Below are 16,658 nucleotides of genomic sequence, written 5' to 3'. Positions count from 1 at the left end.
GGGACGGCGCGTCACGCGCTGTCCCCGTGCGACCTGCACCCGCCCGCCGGCCCGACCGTAGTTCCGCCCGCCCCGACCCCGGAAGGCACCCATGACCACCGCCGCCCAGCCGACCCAGCAGCAGTACGCGGTCGGCTCCCTCGTCCATGCCCGGGGCCGTGAGTGGGTCGTGCTGCCGGACTCCACGCCGGAGCTCCTCGTCCTGCGCCCGCTCGGCGGCGCCGACGACGACGTCGCGGGCATCCTGCCCGCACTGGAGCAGGTGGTACCCGCCACCTTCGCCCCGCCCACCCCTTCCGACCTGGGCGACCAGCAGGCCGCCGGGCTGCTGCGCACGGCCCTGCGCATCGGCTTCCGCTCCGGCGCCGGCCCCTTCCGCTCGCTCGCTTCGGTCTCCGTGGACCCCCGCCCGTACCAGCTGGTGCCGCTGTTGATGGCGCTCCGCCAGGACACCGTCCGCCTCCTGATCGCCGACGACGTCGGCATCGGCAAGACGGTGGAGGCGGGACTGATCGCCGCCGAGCTGCTGGCCCAGGGCGACGCCCGGGGCCTGGTCGTGCTGTGCTCGCCGGCCCTGGCCGAGCAGTGGCGGGCCGAGCTGTACGGCAAGTTCGGCGTGGACGCCCGTCTCGTGTTGCCGTCCACGATCGGCCGGCTGCTGCGCGAGACGCCGTACGGCCAGTCGGTGTTCCGCCCCGACGGCGCCTACGTCGTCTCCACCGACTTCATCAAGTCCCCCCGCCACCGCGAGGACTTCCTGAAGAACTGCCCCGACCTGGTGATCGTCGACGAGGCGCACTCCTGCGTCGCCGACACCGCGATCGGCGCCTCCGCGCGCACCTCCCAGCAGCGGTACTCCCTGCTGCGTGCCCTGGCCGACCAGGCGGACCGCCACCTCCTGCTGGTCACGGCCACCCCGCACAGCGGCAAGGAGGAACCCTTCCGCCGCCTGCTCGGCCTGCTCGACGACCGCCTCGCCACGGTGAGCTTCGACACGGAGGCGGGCCGCCGGCTCCTCGCGGAGTACTTCGTGCAGCGCCGCCGCGCCGACATCCGCGACGACTTCGGCGACGGCGCGCACTTCCCCTCCTCCCGCGACACCGCCGAGTCCCCCTACACTCTGCACCGCGACTACAAGAAGCTGCTCGACGAGGTGCTGGCGTATGCCCGCGAGACCGTCCGAGCGGCCGACGGCGCCCTCCAGCAGCGCCAGCGCTGGTGGTCCACCCTCGCCCTGTTGCGCACCCTGTCCTCCTCCCCGGCCGCCGCCGTGCAGTCCCTGAACACCCGGGCCGGCGTCGAGGAGGCCGACTCCCCGGAGGAGGCCGACCGCACCGGCGAGCGCACCGTCTCCGACCCGGCCGACAGCGAGGGCGCCGAGTCCGCCGACGCGGTCCCCGGCACCCGGCTGCCCGCCGCCGCGGAGGCGGCCGACGGCCCCGACGGCACCTCCGAGCACGAGGACACCGCGGAGGACGACGAGGAGAAGGCCCGTCTGATCGCCATGGCCGAGGCGGCCAGGAAACTCGAAGGCCCCACCCGCGACACCAAGCTCAAGAAGCTGATCGCCACCGTCACCGACCTCCTCGACGAGGGCTACCGCCCCATCGTCTTCTGCCGCTACATCGCGACCGCCGACTACGTGGCCAGGCACCTCGCCAAGGTCCTCAACAAGAAGGGCACCGAGCACCCGGTCGCCGTCGCCTCCGTCACCGGTGAACTCTCGCCCGACCAGCGCGTCACCCGCATCGCCGAACTGACCGGCGCCGACGAGGACGGCAACCCGCCGGCCGAGCGCCGCGTCCTGGTCGCCACCGACTGCCTGTCCGAGGGCGTCAACCTCCAGGAGTCCTTCGACGCCGTCGTCCACTACGACCTCGCCTGGAACCCCACCCGGCACGAGCAGCGCGAGGGCCGCGTCGACCGCTTCGGCCAGCGCACCGACGTCGTCAAGGCGCTCACCCTGTACGGCGCCGACAACCCCGTCGACGGCATCGTCCTGAACGTCCTGCTGCGCAAGCACGAGCGGATCCGCCGGGTCACCGGCATCTCCGTACCCGTGCCGCAGGAGTCCGAGAGCGCCATGCAGGCCGTCTTCGAGGGCCTGATCCTGCGCGGTGAGAAGACGGCCTACGAACAGGAGGGCCTGTTCCCTCAGGAGGAGGCGGCCGCAGCCGAGCAACTGGAGATCGCCTGGCAGTCCTCCGCCGAACGCGAGAAGCGCAACCGCTCCCGCTACGCCCAGCACCGCATCAAGAAGGACGAGGTGGCCGCCGAGGTCGCCGAGGTTCGTGCCGCGCTCGGTACCGGCGAGGAGGTGCGCGACTTCACCCGCCGCGCCCTGACGGCGCTGCGCGGCATGCCCGCCCCGACGAAGCAGGGCGGTTTCACCGTCCATACCGACGCCCTTCCGCTCGGCCTGCGCGACGCCGTCTCCGCCGCGCTCGGCCCCCGCCACCCCCGCCCGGTCGTCTTCCACGACGCCCCGAGCGCGCCGCGCGGCGAGGCCGCCCTCACCCGCACCGACCCGGTGGTCGCCGCCACCGCCCGCTTCGTCCTGGACGCGGCCCTCGACGACGCCGACAAGATCCCGCAGTGGCAGCGCCCCGCCCGCCGCTGCGGCGTCGTCCGCACCAAGGCGGTCGCCCGCCCCACCACCCTCCTGCTGGTCCGCCACCGCTTCCAGCTGAACCTGCCGACCCGCAAGGGAGGAACGGTCGAGCGGCTCGCCGAGGACGCCCGGGTCGTAGCCTTCCACGGCAGTGCCACTGCCCCCGCATGGCTGCCCGAGGACGAGGCACTGGCCCTCCTGGACGCCCGCGCCGCCGGGAACACCGACCCGAAGTTCGCCGCCGGGCACATCGAGGAGATCCTCGCCGCCCTCCCCGCCGTCCTGATGCCCGCGCTACGGGTGCGCTCGGCCGAACTCGGCAAACAGCTGGAGGACTCCCACCACCGGGTACGCACCGCCTCCCAGGCCCGTCTCCAGGGCCTGAAGGTGCTTCCGCAGGGCGATCCCGACGTCCTCGGTGTCTACCACTACCGTCCGGTCGCGACGATCACCCAGGGAGCGGACGCATGAGCCTCGCCAGAACCCTCGTCACCGACACCGTCGCCACCGTCGGCGGCCTGCTCCCGTACGATCTACTGGTACGGATCAAGGAGGGCAAGGAGCAGACCGGCTCCAAGCCCGCCGACTACCGCCTGTACGCCAAGGGCGACTCCGTACGGGACGCCGCCGAACGCTCCTGGGGCTACCTGCGCGGCGTGTGGACCGCCTACCAGGACGCGCTGGTCCGCGACGGAGCCGACGCCGACCCCGGCGTGCACGCGGTCGGCCTGACCACCGAACGCTGGCTGCTGCCCCTCTTCGAGCAGCTCGGCTTCGGCGCCCTCACCCCCGTGCCCGCCCCCGGCCTGCGCTCCCGCGACGAGGAGAAGGACTTCGACGTCAGCCACCAGTGGGCGCACGTCCCCGTGCACCTCACCGGCTGGAACGTCCCCCTGGACCACCGCACCCCGGAACTGGCCAAGCAGATCCCGCAGTCGATGGTCCAGGAGTACCTCAACCGCTCCGTGGACTCCACCCTGTGGGGCGTGCTCTCCAACGGCCGCCAGCTACGCCTGCTGCGCGAGTCGGCGTCCCTCACCGGTGCCGCCTTCATCGAGTTCGACCTCCAGGCGATCTTCGAAGGCAACCGCTCCGACGACTTCGTGCTGCTGTGGCGACTGCTGCACCGCACCCGCTTCGAGCCCCGTGCCAAGGGCGAGCCGGCCGCGACCTGCCCGCTGGAGAAGTGGCGCACCGAAGCCATCGACAGCGGCACCCGCGCCCTGAAGGAACTCCGCAAGGGAGTGGAGAAGGCCCTCGTCGCCATCGGCAACGGCCTCATCACCCACCCCGACAACGCGGCGCTGCGCGACGCCCTGCGCACCCGTGACAAGAACGTCCGCGACCACCTCCACCCGGCGCTGCTCCGCCTCGCCTACCGCCTGCTGTTCCTCTTCGTCACCGAGGACCGGGACCTGCTGCTGCACCCCGAGGCGACCACGGCGGCCCGGGAGACCTACGAGAAGTACTTCTCCACGGCCCGCCTGCGCCGCCTCGCCCGCCGCGTCGGCACCCTCCACGGCGACCAGTGGCACGCCCTGGACCTCGTCATCAAGGGCCTCGGCACCCCCGGCGGCCGTCCCGAGCTGGGCCTGCCCGCCCTCGGCGGCCTCTTCGAGCCCACGAAGACGGACGAGATCCTGGACGGGCTCAGCCTGTCCAACCAGGCCCTGTACGAGGCCGTACGCGCCCTGTCCGTCGTCCACGACGCCAAGCTGGGCCGCCCCCGCAAGGTTGACTACCGCCACCTGGGCGCGGACGAACTCGGCTCCGTCTACGAGTCCCTGCTGGAGCTGGAGCCGCGCCTGGACGAGGGCGACACGTACGTCCTGGCCAAGCTCGACGGCAACGACCGCAAGACCTCCGGCTCCTACTACACCCCGTCCCCGCTCATCGACTGCCTCCTCGACTCCACGCTCGACCCGGTCATCGACCAGGCGGTCCGCTCCGGTACGACGCCGAAGGAGCGCGAGGACGCCCTGCTCGCCCTGACGGTCTGCGACCCCGCCTGCGGCTCCGGCCACTTCCTGGTCGCCGCCGCCCGCCGTATCGCCCGCCGCCTCGCCGAGATCCGCAAGGACGACCCCGAGCCCAGCGCCGAGGACGTACGGCACGCCCTGCGCGACGTCGTCTCGCGCTGCGTCTACGGCGTCGACCTCAACCGCATGGCCGTCGAACTGGCCAAGGTCTCCCTGTGGATCGAGGCGATGGAGCCGGGCCGGCCCCTCACCTTCCTCGACGCCCACATCAAGCACGGCAACGGCCTGCTCGGCACGACCCCGAAACTGCTGGCCGGCGGCCTGCCGGACGACGCGTTCAAGCCGCTGGAGGGCGACGACCGGAAGCACGTCACCGACCTGAAGAAGCGGAACGCGTCGGAGCGCGCGGCGTGGCGGGCCGCGCTGCGGCGCGGGGTGAGCCAGGTGGAGCTCTTCGCCGAGGAGCCGTTCGTCCTGGGCTCCAACGCCGAGTTCGGTGAGAAGGTTTCCCTGATCACCGGTGTGGACTCGGAGGAGCTGGAGGACGTCCAGGGCCAGGCCCGTGAATACCACGCACTGACCACGTCCCGCGACTACGTCCGCGCCCTGGAGCTCGCGGACGCGTGGTGCGCGGCGTTCGTCTGGAAGAAGACGGTGTCGGCGGCGACACCGCCCGCGCTCACCACCAAGTCCCTGCTCACCCTGCACTCCGAGAAGGGTGAGGCGAGCCTGCCGCCCGGCACGGTCGACATGGTGAAGCGGCTGAAGGAGGAGTACCACTTCTTCCACTGGCACCTGGAGTTCCCCGAGGTGTTCCGGGTCCCGGCGGACCTGGACGCGCCGGGTGTCGACGAACGCACCGGGTGGCAGGGTGGGTTCAGCTGTGTGCTGGGGAATCCGCCGTGGGAGCGGGTCAAGCTCCAGGAGCAGGAGTTCTTCGCGACCCGGAACGAAGAGATCGCGAACGCCGCGAACAAGGCGGCCCGCGAGCGCATGATCGACGCGCTGGCCGAGAGCGAGGAGGAGACGGACCGGGCGCTGCACGCCGAGTTCATCGCCGCCCGCCGCCTCTCTGAGGGCGTCAGCCATCTGCTGCGCGACTCCGGCCGCTTTCCGCTGGCCGGCCGGGGCGACGTCAACACGTACGCGGTGTTCACCGAGGCGGCCTCCCTGGGTATCGCCCCGGCCGGGCGCCTGGGTCTGGTCCTGCCCACCGGCATCGCCACGGACGCGACGACGGCCCCGTTCTTCTCCGACCTGGTGCGCACGGCGCGGCTCGCGTCGTTCCTGGACTTCGAGAACGAGTCGTTCATCCTGAGCCGGGACGTGCACCACTCGGTGCGCTTCTCCCTGCTCACCGCTACCGGCGTGGGTACGCGGGTCGACGAGGCGTCCTTCGCCTTCGGTACCCGGTACATGGAGGACCTGGACGGTCGGCGGTTCGCCATGCCCCCGGAGGAGATCCTGCTGGTCAACCCCAACACGGGCACGCTCCCGGTGTTCCGCACCCGCCGGGACGCCGAGATCACCCTGGGCGTCTACCGCCGCGTTCCGGTCCTGATGAAGGAGCCGGACGAGAACGGCTGGGGCGGCACCAACCCGTGGGGCCTGACGTTCATGACCATGTTCCACATGTCCAACGACTCCTATCTCTTCCGGACCAAGGAGGAACTGGAGGAAGAGGGCTGGCGCCTCACCGACAACGTGTTCGTCCGCCCCGAGGCCGGGGACAAGCGGCGGTACCTCCCGCTGTACGAGGCGAAGATGCTCCACCACTTTGACCACCGTCTGGGCACGTACGAGGGCCAGACTCAGGCCCAGGCCAACATGGGTACGTTGCCGCGTGTGACGCCGCAACAGCACGACGACCCGGACTTCGCTCCACTGCCCCGGTACTGGGTGCCGGAGGACGACGTGGACTCCGGTAAGCGGGACAAGAAGGGCAATCGGATCATGTGGCCGGGGGTTGCTACGCGGCTGGCGGACCGGGAGTGGTGGAACGGGTGGCTGCTGGGATGGCGAGACATCGCCCGTTCCACCGATACCCGAACCACCATGGCTACGGTGCTCCCGCCGTACGGTGTCGGGCACACCAACCCGCTCGTGTTCCCGGAGAGTGCAGAATCGGCTGCCCTGCTCCAGGCCTGCATGTCGTCGTATGTCTTTGACTACGTGATCCGTCAGAAGATCGCGGGTACGCACCTGACGTACGGATACCTGTATCAACTGCCGGTGCCGGGGCTCACCGACTTCCATGAGGCGCCCGGTGGAGTGCGCTGGTTCATCGACCGTGTGCTGGAACTGACATACACCAGCTGGGACATGGCCGGCTTTGCCGCAGACCTCGACTGCGCAGGTGCCCCGTTCCGTTGGAACGACGAACGCCGCGAACTGTTGCGCGTAGAGCTGGACGCGGCGCTCTTCCACCTCTACGGGGTCAGTCGCGCGGACGTCGAGTACGTCATGGAGACGTTCCCGGTGGTCCAGCGCGAGGATGAGGCCGCCCACGGCGGTGCCTACCGCACCAAGGACCTCATCCTCGACGTCTACGACCGCATGGCGGAGGCCCGGGCGACCGGCGGCGAGTACCGGACCGTGCTGGACCCGCCGCCGGGGGAGGGGCCGCGCCACGAGGCCTGAGTGGCGTGACCTCGGGCGGGCCGGTCAGGTCCGACCCCGCCCGAGGTCCGCGACGAACCCGGCCCACGCGCCCCGCGCGAACGCGAGCTGAGGACCACCGCGTTCCTTGGAGTCGCGTACGTGTATGGCGGTCGTGTCGGCGGCGACCTCGACGCACGCGCCGCCTTCGCCGCTGCTGTAGCTGCTCTTGAACCAGTCCAGCCGTGCGGGCTGTTCGGTGTTCATCGGTCTCCCAGCATCTTCTTGATCAGGGTCAGTGACTCTTCTGGCGTGAGTGCCTGCGCCCTGATGCTGCCGTAGCGTGCGGCAAGGATACGTACCTCGTCCGGATCTGTGATCAGTCGGCTGATGTGCTGGACCTCCAGGTATGCCACCTGCGGCTTTCCCTTTGGGGTGAGCATGATGAACGGTCCGCCCAGACTGGGATGTTCCTTGCGCTCCATCGGCAGCACCTGAAGCTCCACACTGCGTAGCCTGCCGAACCTCAGCAGGGTTTCCAGCTGTTCACGATGAACGTCCCACCCGCCGAGTGGGCGACGCAACACGGATTCCTCGATGGTGAAGGTCGTGAACGGTGGAGGCCAGCGGTTGAAAATCTGCTGGCGATCCAGCCGTGCGGCCACGCGCTGTTCGACGGTCGCCTCGTCCAGAAAGGGCTGACGCGTCCGAAACACCACGTTCGCGTGAGCCTCCGTCTGCAGGAGTCCAGGAAGGACAAGCGAGCTGTAGTCGTGCAGCTCAACCGCCTCCTGCTCCAACCGCGCGTAATCCTTGAACCACTCCGGATGCCGCACCCTCCGCCGAGTCTTCGCCCGCTCCACATCCTCCGCCGCAGAAGCCAGCAGGCCCCCGCACTCCAGCAGCCGATCCACCGCGACCAGCAACTCCGGTTGAGGCGTCCGCCGTGCCCGCTCGACCGACGAGATCGTCTCCTCCCCGTACCCGAGCCGGTCACCCAGCTCCTTCTGGCTCAGTCCGGCCCGCTCCCGGGCGACCTTGATCTGCCGGCCGAGCGCCCGGAACAGGTCCGCGACCTCGTCCGTGCCGTCCGCCTCGCCGCCCGTGGGAACCCCCGCACCCGGCTGTGCCGCCATGCCGTACCACCACCCTGTTTCCTTGTACCGAGGACGAACCGGCGACGGCACGGCCACGTCACGCCCGTACACCCGTACACCACACCGTCCGCACCGGGACAGTCACCCTGCGTACCGTCGCGGTGCTCCTCACGGTAGGACGACTCCGCCACCCTCGGTGGGATGAACCGGGGAACCGTCACCGCACCTGGTGAACCGACCGTTCTCACGGGTTGCCTCCGCACGCCATGCCGCCGGGTGTCGGCTCGCGGCGCAACAGGGCCGGTCAGAAGCGAGGTAAAACCAATCGCCGGGCAGGTGAAGAGAGTTGATAAGTTTGTGCGAGCGGCGGCTGATGGCCGCAGTGGAACCCGCCGCGGTAGGGCGAAGAACGGGGGGATCGAAGTGGTCTGGGAAGAGTGGGAGAGGTCCAAGGCCGCGACGTCGGAGGGCCAGGCCGCCCGGATGCAGCTGAACCAGGCCGGACCGAGAGGCGCCGGCGACCTGGATCTCGTGGTGTACCAGGACGATCTCGGGGCCGTCGGCCACGAGGCGTTCGTCCTCCACGGTGAGCTGAAGAAGAGAGCGGACATCGCCGGCGCGGGCGCGGACAAGAACGGATCCGGGTCCACCATGCGGGCGGCCGCCGAGCTCAAGAGTCACGATCTCGGGCTGGGGCCGGAACTGGAGTCGACCGTCGAGGTCTGGACCTCGCAGGTGAAGCACGTCCTGCAGGCCTGCGCGCACATCTCCAACCACCTCGACTACAGCAAGAAGCTGTATGCGCGGGAGGACGCCAAGATAGCCGCCGAAATCCGTGGCCGTACGGGGACGTTGCCCGTCTCGGTGCTGAACGACTACTTCAAGTAGGAAGTGCCATGGGTGGTTTCTCGTACTCGGACCTCATGGCCCTGAACCTTGCCAAGCTGGGAACGGCCGCGTCCGACTGGGTGACGATGGCCGGCGAACTGGCCGACCTCGCGACCGATGTGCGGGACGGCCTGACGAAGAAGTCCGACGGAGCCCGCTGGAAGGGCGTCAACGCCGGAGTGACCAAGGAGTTCGTGCGCAAGACGGCCAAGGAGTTCACGGACCTGCAGGCGGAGGCCGAGAGCATCGCCAACGTCCTCACCGACGCCCATGCCGAGCTGACGTACTGTCAGAATCGGGCGCGGGTTCTCACGGACGATGCGCGTAAGGGCGACCCGGACCGGACTCCGCCGGACCCGGGGCTCCTCGTCCTCGACGGCCCGGACGGGACGGTCCGCGTCACGGAGGCGATGTGCACCCCCGAAGGCCCCGACCAGCGAGCCAAGGACCGCATGCAGTGGTACGCGGACACTCTCACGGGGATCGTCCAGCACGCCGCCGAGGTCGACGCGGCGGCCGTACGCGCGCTGCGCAAGAGCCACGGCAACGACCCGCACAACGCGGGTCACGCCACGTACACGTCCCTGGACGAGGAGCAGTTGCCGCGCGCGAAGGAACTGGCCGGGCTCGGCGGGGACGCGAACCCGGAGCAGCGGGCCGAACTGCGGCGCCTGTGGGAGTCCCTGAGTCCCGAGGCGCGGGCACGGCTCTGGCTGGCGCAGAAGGACGACCTGATGGCGGCGGGCGTACTGAGCCCCACCGTGCAGCAGGTCGCGGCGGACGCGGGAGCGGGGAAGCACGGCTCCGAGTCGCCCGGCTTCAGCGAGTGGGCCACCAAGCAGAAGATGGAACTGCTGACGGAGGGTGCCGACTGGCAGGGCATGACGGACGCGTCCCGTCACATGGCCCACTACCTGGGAAACAGCGGCAGCTCCATGAACCTGCCTGTGGACAAGATGTTGGCGGACGTCCCCTCCTATAAGGCGTACGTCGACGAGGCGGTCAGACTGAACCAGGACGACTGGCGCAGGCAGGCGCTCGACGAGTTCAGGAAGAACGGCGGGAAGCCGGTCGCCTTCCCGGTCGAGGTGAAGCATCCCGAGAGCTTCTACTTCGGGAAGGAGGTCGACCCCAACTGGTTCTACGCGGTGGGCGGAGCCAACACCAACGTCACCGGTGTGGTGACCGCGGTCCCGGACGCGAACGGCAACCCCAGGATCGGCGTCGACTACCAGGTGAACGTCTGGGACCGGTACAACTGGGACGAGGGCAAGGGCGTCGACATCGGTCCGCTGGAGATCCCCGACGGGCAGATGGCCAAGCTGCACCGGGTAGGTTTCGCCCAGGAGTTCCACATGGCGGGCAGTAGCGGCGTCCATCACTACGACCTCGGCTCCTCGAAGCCGAACGACGACCCGCTACCGGGTCCCGACGACAGCAGGGACGGACGCTTGGACCCCGGCCGGGAGCAACAACAGGACCGTGCGACCGGCATGCCGACGGGAAGGGCGGATGGCCGGTGAGCGAAGTGAATCCCTTCGGGGCACCCGAGGAAGGCGCGAGCGGTACCGAAGGTGGCGGTGGTCGCCGCCCGTGGCTCGTCGCCGGCGTGGCCGCGGGTGTGCTGGTCCTGTCGGGCGCCGTGGTCGCGGCGGGCTGGCTCCTCGGCGCACCGGACGACACCGGACCCGGTGACCGCCTGGGCGAGGAGGCGGCGGACGTGCGGTGGGCCGAGGGGATCACACCGGAGTGGATGAGCGAGCAGCTGGACCTCGGCATTCCGGCCACGGCCCGGTCCCCGCAGGCCGCCTACAAGGTCACCTCCCGCTTCGACACGGGCATCCTCACCTTCACCCTGACCAGGTCGGAGGCGGAGGCCTATCTGAAGCAGCACCCGCCGGAGAAGAAGTGGCTGGAACCGACCTCCGCACAGGCCGACGCCACCCCCCACGACTTCGCGCACTTCGGGCTCCCGGAACCCGAGACGCTCAAGGACGGCATGCGCTACGGCTACGTCTGCCCCGGCTCCCCCAAGGCCACAGAGGAACAGGAAATCTCTGACATGTATGGCTTGTCCGACAAGCATTGTGTCAGCGTTTATGTGCACGAGTACACGCCACAGCGCACCCGCATCTACATCCGCGACCACTTCGAACCCGGCGTCAGCCCTCTCCCCACGCCGCCCTCGTCGATGTCGAAGGGATAAGGGCGAACCGGCCGCATCGCGCCCGTACACCATACCGTCGGCACCGGGACAGTCACCCTGCGTACCGTCCATGATGCTCCCCACGGTAGGACGGCTCGGCCACCCTCGGTGAGGTGAACCAGGAAACCATCACCGCACCCGGTGGACCGATCGTCGTCACAGGGCACTTCCGCACCCTCTTCCCCACCACGGCGCACGGTGCGCACACCGCACGCCGTGCCGCCGAGCGCTGGCTCGCCGCACAGCAGGAGCGGCCGGAGGCCTCCACCGGAGACGACAGCGAGGCCACGGTGTCCCTCCTCATCGCGGAACTGACCGCGAACGCCGCCCGGCACGCCCGGGTACGGGGCAGGAACGCTCGCCTCTCCCTCACCCTGACACCCGCCACCCTCCGGATCGAGGTCACCGACGCGCGGGGCGACCGTCTGTTCGTACCCGCGGCCCCGGACACCGATACGGTCGACGAGTCCGGCCGGGGCCTGCTCCTCGTCACCACGCTCGCGGACGCCTGGGGCTGCGAACCGCACCATCCCGGCGGGAAAACGGTCTGGGCCGAATATCTCCGGCGTGAATGCGCGGCAGAGGGGCGCGCGAAGACAACCGTGCATCCACCGGCGGGCGTTGGCGGTTGACCGCGGCCGTGAACGGCCTTCACGCTTGACAGGTAAATGTGAAGGCCGTTCACGGGGGGTGTCTTTTGCAGGACACATCCGAATCGGACGACCAGCTCGTTGGACTGTTCGAAGTGGCGGAGATGGCCGGCGTCAGCCGGACGGTCGTGGCGAATTGGCGAACCCGTGACATACGTTTCCCCGCCCCCGTCGCGGACCTGCGCAGCGGTCCGGTTTTCCGGGCTGGGGAAATCCGGCGCTACCTCAAGCGGAGGAAGAAGTACGTGGCTCCCAAGACTCATGTCATCTCGACCATCAACCTGAAGGGCGGCGTCGGGAAGACCACTACCACGGCCGGCCTTGCGGAGTTCCTCTCCGCGGAGTTCGGTAAGCGGGTGCTGGTGGTCGACCTCGACCCGCAGACCAACCTGACCACCGTCCTGATCGGGGAGGAGAAGTGGGAGGAGCTCAACGACGACGGGTACACCCTGGCGACCTTGTTCAAAGACGCTCTCCGGCCTGAGGACGAGCCTCTGGAGTTCGATCTGGAGAAGACACTTCAGCGCAATGTCTCATCGGTGGACGCGGTGACGCAGGTGGACCTCCTGCCTTCCTCGCTGGACCTCATCGATGTCCAGGACCGCCTGGCGTCCATGCCCAGGGGGCGTTTTCACTCCAACAACCCCACTGATCTTCTACGCAAGGCGATCCGCAAGATCATCGATGACTACGACTACGTACTGGTCGACTGCCCTCCCAACCTCGGCATCGTCACGCTGAACGGTCTGCGCATCTCCGAGGGATACATCATCCCGACGATTCCTGACGTCCTGTCCACCTACGGCATCCCCCAGATCCAGCGGCGTGTGCAGGCTTTCGCCGACAGCCTGGGGGAGAGCATCAACGAAATCGGCATCGTCATCACGAAGTACAAGGCGAACTCGACGGTCCACTGGAACACCGTCAGGCGGCTTCAGGGCGACAAGAAACTCCCCGCCGTACTTCCGACCTTCATCCCCGAGAAGAACGACATCGCCGGTTCGGCGGAGTTCGTCGGTCGCGGTACCCTGCGGCAGAAGTACGGGTACCAGGGCGGATTCGATGCCTTCCGTGCCATGACGAAGGAGTTCATCGAGTTGGTCGAGGAGAAGGCGTGACCGAGCAGAGTGACACTCGGCTCGATGGCAGTAGCCTCCTGCGCGCCCAGATGCGGGAGACCGAAGAAGCCCTGATCAAGCTCGGTGCGTCCGATCCGGAACTCGCGGCAACCCTCGCGCGCGTCCTCGGTGTGGTGGCGTCCGAAGCCGCACGCACGGCACGCTTCGCCCGGGCACTGGGCAAGGCCCTCGCCCCTCCCGGGCCGCAGACCGCACCCCGCCCGGCCGAACGCCCGAGGCGGAGCCGGCGAGCTCCGGGAGTGATCGAGCCGTTCGCGGTGTTCGCCGAGTCAGGCGAGGCGGGACTCCGCTCGTGCCTGGGTGAACTCGACCTCGAACAACTGCGGGACATCATCTCGGAACACGGAATGGACCACGACCGGCTGGCGATGAAGTGGAAGGACCCCCAACGCGTCATCGACCGCATCGTGGAGCGCGTCGAATCGCGGACCGCGAAGGGAGCCGCCTTCCGAGGACGGCCGGAGCAGTCCATGACGCCGCACGGCGAGGCCGGTGATCCGAAGCCTGAGGATCCGCCTGCGTGAAGTGAAGGGGGCGAAGTCTCCCCTCAAGCCTCGTCAAGGCACGAACACCACAAGGCGTAGGCGCGGTCCATCTCGTCCAGCGCCGCCCGGGTGAAGCGGGTGTCGGTGAAGGAGCGGTCGACGACCTTCTCCACGAGGGAGACGAGGTGGGCGGCGACGCGCTCCACGCGCTCCCGGCGGACCCGGTCCTGGACCCGCTCGAGCCGCTCCTGGCGCTCCCACAGGTCGGCGAGGCTGCTGCCGGGTTCCTCCTCGTCGTCGTAGACAGAGGGCACCCGGGGCAGGAGATCGGAGGTGAGGGCGGGGACGGGATCGAGGGACTCGGGCTCGTCCCCGTCGTCGTTGCCGAGGATGCGGTTGGCGACCGCGCGCACCGCTTCGGACCGCTCGACGCGTGCTGCCTGGGCGCGTAGAGCGCTCAGCAGGACGGGAATCTCCGCCCGCGCCCGTCGGCTCAGGCCATCCTCCAACGCCGCCTCGATCTGCTCACCGAGGTCGGATACCTCGTCCAAGACGGTGTTCGCCCGCCCGACCTCCTCGAACGCGCACTGAACCGTGCGAGCGGCCTCGAAGAGGAGGCTGACGTCCTCGGGGCTCGGCATGAAGCCGGGCCGGAGCCGTGCCATCACTTCGTCCAACGGCTCACCGGGCGGATCGAAGGAATCGGCCGACAACTCCAGAGTCATGCTCCACTCCCGTACTCAGAGTGCCCACGTGATGTGCGGCATCGTGCGCGACGATCATCATCTCTTTCGTAAACTCAGTCAACAGCAGTACCGTGGGTCGACGCCGACGAGGGTGGGGAGCATGCCGCAGATCGCGATCACCAACACGTTCTGGGAGGGCGTCGACCGGCTGGACCGGCCGGCCCGCGCCCGCGTTCACAAGGCGATGGCCAAGTTCCAGCAGCTGACGGTCGCGCAACTGCACGCGGACAAAGGGCTGCACCTGGAGTCGGTGGTCAGCTCCCGCGATCCCCGGATGCGCACGATACGCGTAGACGACGGACTGCGGATCGTGCTGCTCGCGCCCGACGACGGCAGCGACCTCTTCGTCTTCGTGCATGTCGTCAGCCACGACAAGGCCTACTCCTGGGCCAAGCGGCGGCTCTACACGGTCAACAGCGTCACCCGCTGCCTGGAGGTGCGCGACCTGACCGCGATGGAGCAGATCACCCCACTCTTCGCACAGGAGGCCGCCGCCGCTCCACAACTCCTGTTCGCTCCATGGTCGGACACCGTGCTGCGGCACCTCGGCGTCGACGACGTCACGTTGCGCGCCGCCCGCACCGTCACCAGCAAGGCGCAGCTGGAGGCGTTCGGCTCGCTGATGCCGGAGGACCAGTTCGAGGCGCTGTGGCTGCTCGCCGACGGCCTCGACCCGAACGACATCTACCGCGAGCTGGTCGCCGTGCGGCAGAAGGAGCCCGAGGCCGCAGACGACAGAGCCGGGGACGACCTGGCCGCCGCGGTCACCCGTACCAGGAGCCGGATCGCGCTCGTCACCGGAGCCGACGAACTCGCCGACATCCTGGCCAAGCCCTTCGCGGCCTGGCGGATCTTCCTCCACCCCACCCAGCGGCGCGTCGCCTACCGGCCCGCCTACGCCGGACCCGCCCAGATCACCGGCGGGCCGGGCACCGGCAAGACGGTTGTCGCCCTGCACCGCGTCAGACACCTGCTGGACCGTGCCCCGGACACGCGGGTCCTCCTCACCACGTACACCAACGCCCTGGCCCGCTCTCTGCACAGCAGCCTCGCGTTGCTGCTCGACCACGACGAGGAACTGCTCGCCCGCGTCGACGTCACCACCGTGGACGCCGTCGCCCACCGCACCGTACGGAAGCTGCGAGGCAACCCCGGCGGAGCGCTTGGGGACAAGGACGAGCGAACCCGCTGGCAGCGCTTGCTCCGCCGTCTCGACCTGCCCTGGAACGAGGCGTTCCTGTCGCAGGAGTACCGGCATGTGATCCTCGCCCAGGACCTGCGGAGCGAGGAGGAGTACCTCGCGTGCGAGCGGCGCGGACGCGGCAGCGCGCTCGGACGGGCCCAGCGACGGCGGATCTGGCAGGCCGTCACCCTCTTCGAGGAGGAGCTGGCGCGCACCCGGTCGCACACCTGGCTCCAGGTCTGTGCCGAGGCGGCCCGGCTGCTGCGGGACAAGCCTGGCGTGGGGCCGTCGTACGACCACGTCGTCGTCGACGAGGCACAGGACCTGCACCCGGCACAGTGGCGGCTGCTGCGCGCGCTGGTCCCGGAGGGCCCCGACGACCTGTTCGTCACCGGCGACCCCCACCAGCGGATCTACGACGCCCGGGTCTCCCTGCGTTCCCTCGGCATCGCCGTCGCGGGCCGCAGTGGACGACTCCGCGTCAACTACCGCTCCACCGAGGAGATCCTGCGCTGGGCCCGCTCGTTGCTCGACAACGAACCGGTCGCCGACCTGACCGGCGACGGCCACGACACCCTTACCGGCTACCGCTCCCTGCTCCACGGTGCCCAACCGGTGTGCGAGGGGCACGGCTCGGAGAACGAGGAGGCCGACGCCGTCGTCAGGCAGGTGCGCGGCTGGACGGATGCCGGGGTCGCCCCGTCGGACATCGCGGTCTGTGCCCGCTTCAACACCCTGACGGGCAAGCTCGCCGACCGGCTCACCGCAGCCGGCGTTCCCGCGGTCCGGGTGCGCGACGGCGAACCGGACAGCGCGGTCGGGGTACGGGTGTCGACCCTGCACAGCATGAAGGGACTGGAGTACCGCTGCGTCGCCGTCGCCGGGGCCACCGCGAGCGCCTTCCCGTTCCCTCCGGCCGTCACCCCCGCCGACGTGGACCGTCTCCAGAACGCCACCGACCTGGCGGCCGAACGCTGCCTCCTCTTCGTGGCCTGCACCCGGGCCCGGGAGGCGCTGTACGTGTCGTACAGCGGGCGGCCCAGCGAATTCCTGCCGGGGTGAGGGTGCGACGCGGA

General features: G+C 69.5%; 12 protein-coding genes. 9 read left to right on the top strand and 3 right to left on the bottom strand.

Going from position 1 to position 16,658, the window contains the following annotated elements; all coding sequences use genetic code 11:
* Window positions 1-91 precede the first annotated feature (91 nt).
* Entirely contained in the window at window positions 92-3,082 is a 2,991-nt protein-coding gene (locus tag KUM38_RS40315; protein ID WP_217137111.1) for a helicase-related protein, read from the top strand.
* The gene (locus tag KUM38_RS40310; RefSeq protein ID WP_217137110.1) at window positions 3,079-7,230 is read left to right on the top strand and encodes an Eco57I restriction-modification methylase domain-containing protein; all 4,152 of its coding nucleotides are present in this window, start codon (window positions 3,079-3,081) and stop codon (window positions 7,228-7,230) included. The genes KUM38_RS40315 and KUM38_RS40310 overlap by 4 nt, the downstream gene beginning before the upstream one ends.
* Before the next feature lie 24 nt (window positions 7,231-7,254).
* On the opposite strand, the gene KUM38_RS40305 is transcribed toward KUM38_RS40310, so the two are convergent.
* Together KUM38_RS40305 and KUM38_RS40300 are read right to left on the bottom strand one after the other, a co-directional pair.
* Complete coding sequence (locus KUM38_RS40305) at window positions 7,255-7,455, bottom strand: DUF397 domain-containing protein (RefSeq protein WP_217137109.1); 201 nt, start codon at window positions 7,453-7,455, stop codon at window positions 7,255-7,257.
* Window positions 7,452-8,324, bottom strand: coding sequence for a helix-turn-helix transcriptional regulator (locus KUM38_RS40300; RefSeq protein ID WP_217137108.1), 873 nt, complete (start codon window positions 8,322-8,324; stop codon window positions 7,452-7,454). The genes KUM38_RS40305 and KUM38_RS40300 overlap by 4 nt, the downstream gene beginning before the upstream one ends.
* A gap of 384 nt (window positions 8,325-8,708) precedes the next feature.
* On the opposite strand from KUM38_RS40300, the gene KUM38_RS40295 reads away from it, so the two are divergent.
* The 6 genes from KUM38_RS40295 to KUM38_RS40270 all read left to right on the top strand — a co-directional run bounded on the left by KUM38_RS40295 (window position 8,709) and on the right by KUM38_RS40270 (window position 13,692).
* Window positions 8,709-9,173, top strand: a complete 465-nt coding sequence (locus tag KUM38_RS40295; RefSeq protein ID WP_217137107.1) for a hypothetical protein — start codon at window positions 8,709-8,711, stop codon at window positions 9,171-9,173.
* Between the two features lie 8 nt (window positions 9,174-9,181).
* Window positions 9,182-10,696, top strand: a complete 1,515-nt coding sequence (locus KUM38_RS40290) for a hypothetical protein (protein ID WP_217137106.1) — start codon at window positions 9,182-9,184, stop codon at window positions 10,694-10,696.
* Window positions 10,693-11,379, top strand: a complete 687-nt coding sequence (locus tag KUM38_RS40285; protein ID WP_217137105.1) for a hypothetical protein — start codon at window positions 10,693-10,695, stop codon at window positions 11,377-11,379. Before KUM38_RS40290 ends, KUM38_RS40285 begins: the two co-directional genes overlap by 4 nt.
* Window positions 11,380-11,492: 113 nt before the next feature.
* Window positions 11,493-12,011, top strand: coding sequence for an ATP-binding protein (locus KUM38_RS40280; protein ID WP_217137104.1), 519 nt, complete (start codon window positions 11,493-11,495; stop codon window positions 12,009-12,011).
* A 65-nt stretch (window positions 12,012-12,076) separates the two neighbouring features.
* Window positions 12,077-13,147, top strand: a complete 1,071-nt coding sequence (locus KUM38_RS40275) for an AAA family ATPase (RefSeq protein ID WP_217137103.1) — start codon at window positions 12,077-12,079, stop codon at window positions 13,145-13,147.
* Window positions 13,144-13,692 (top strand): hypothetical protein, encoded by a 549-nt coding sequence (locus tag KUM38_RS40270; protein WP_217137102.1) that lies wholly within the window; start codon window positions 13,144-13,146, stop codon window positions 13,690-13,692. Before KUM38_RS40275 ends, KUM38_RS40270 begins: the two co-directional genes overlap by 4 nt.
* A gap of 23 nt (window positions 13,693-13,715) precedes the next feature.
* Here KUM38_RS40270 and KUM38_RS40265 read toward each other — a convergent pair whose 3' ends face one another.
* On the bottom strand, window positions 13,716-14,378 hold the full coding sequence (locus tag KUM38_RS40265) for a hypothetical protein (protein WP_217137101.1): 663 nt from the start codon (window positions 14,376-14,378) through the stop codon (window positions 13,716-13,718).
* A gap of 121 nt (window positions 14,379-14,499) precedes the next feature.
* Here KUM38_RS40265 and KUM38_RS40260 point away from each other — a divergent pair, with 121 nt between their 5' ends.
* Complete coding sequence (locus tag KUM38_RS40260) at window positions 14,500-16,644, top strand: DEAD/DEAH box helicase (RefSeq protein WP_217137100.1); 2,145 nt, start codon at window positions 14,500-14,502, stop codon at window positions 16,642-16,644.
* Window positions 16,645-16,658: the final 14 nt, after the last annotated feature.

Source organism: Streptomyces sp. AC558_RSS880 (genome assembly GCF_019049255.1).
GTDB lineage: Bacteria > Actinomycetota > Actinomycetes > Streptomycetales > Streptomycetaceae > Streptomyces.
This window is presented reverse-complemented; position numbering and strand designations above follow the sequence as displayed.

Coding starts and splice junctions, on each gene's coding strand:
- KUM38_RS40315 (WP_217137111.1), top strand. CDS start 92: ATGACCACCGCCGCCCAGCCGACCCAGCAGCAGTACGCGGTCGGCTCC.
- KUM38_RS40310 (WP_217137110.1), top strand. CDS start 3,079: ATGAGCCTCGCCAGAACCCTCGTCACCGACACCGTCGCCACCGTCGGC.
- KUM38_RS40305 (WP_217137109.1), bottom strand. CDS start 7,455: ATGAACACCGAACAGCCCGCACGGCTGGACTGGTTCAAGAGCAGCTAC.
- KUM38_RS40300 (WP_217137108.1), bottom strand. CDS start 8,324: ATGGCGGCACAGCCGGGTGCGGGGGTTCCCACGGGCGGCGAGGCGGAC.
- KUM38_RS40290 (WP_217137106.1), top strand. CDS start 9,182: ATGGGTGGTTTCTCGTACTCGGACCTCATGGCCCTGAACCTTGCCAAG.
- KUM38_RS40265 (WP_217137101.1), bottom strand. CDS start 14,378: ATGACTCTGGAGTTGTCGGCCGATTCCTTCGATCCGCCCGGTGAGCCG.
- KUM38_RS40260 (WP_217137100.1), top strand. CDS start 14,500: ATGCCGCAGATCGCGATCACCAACACGTTCTGGGAGGGCGTCGACCGG.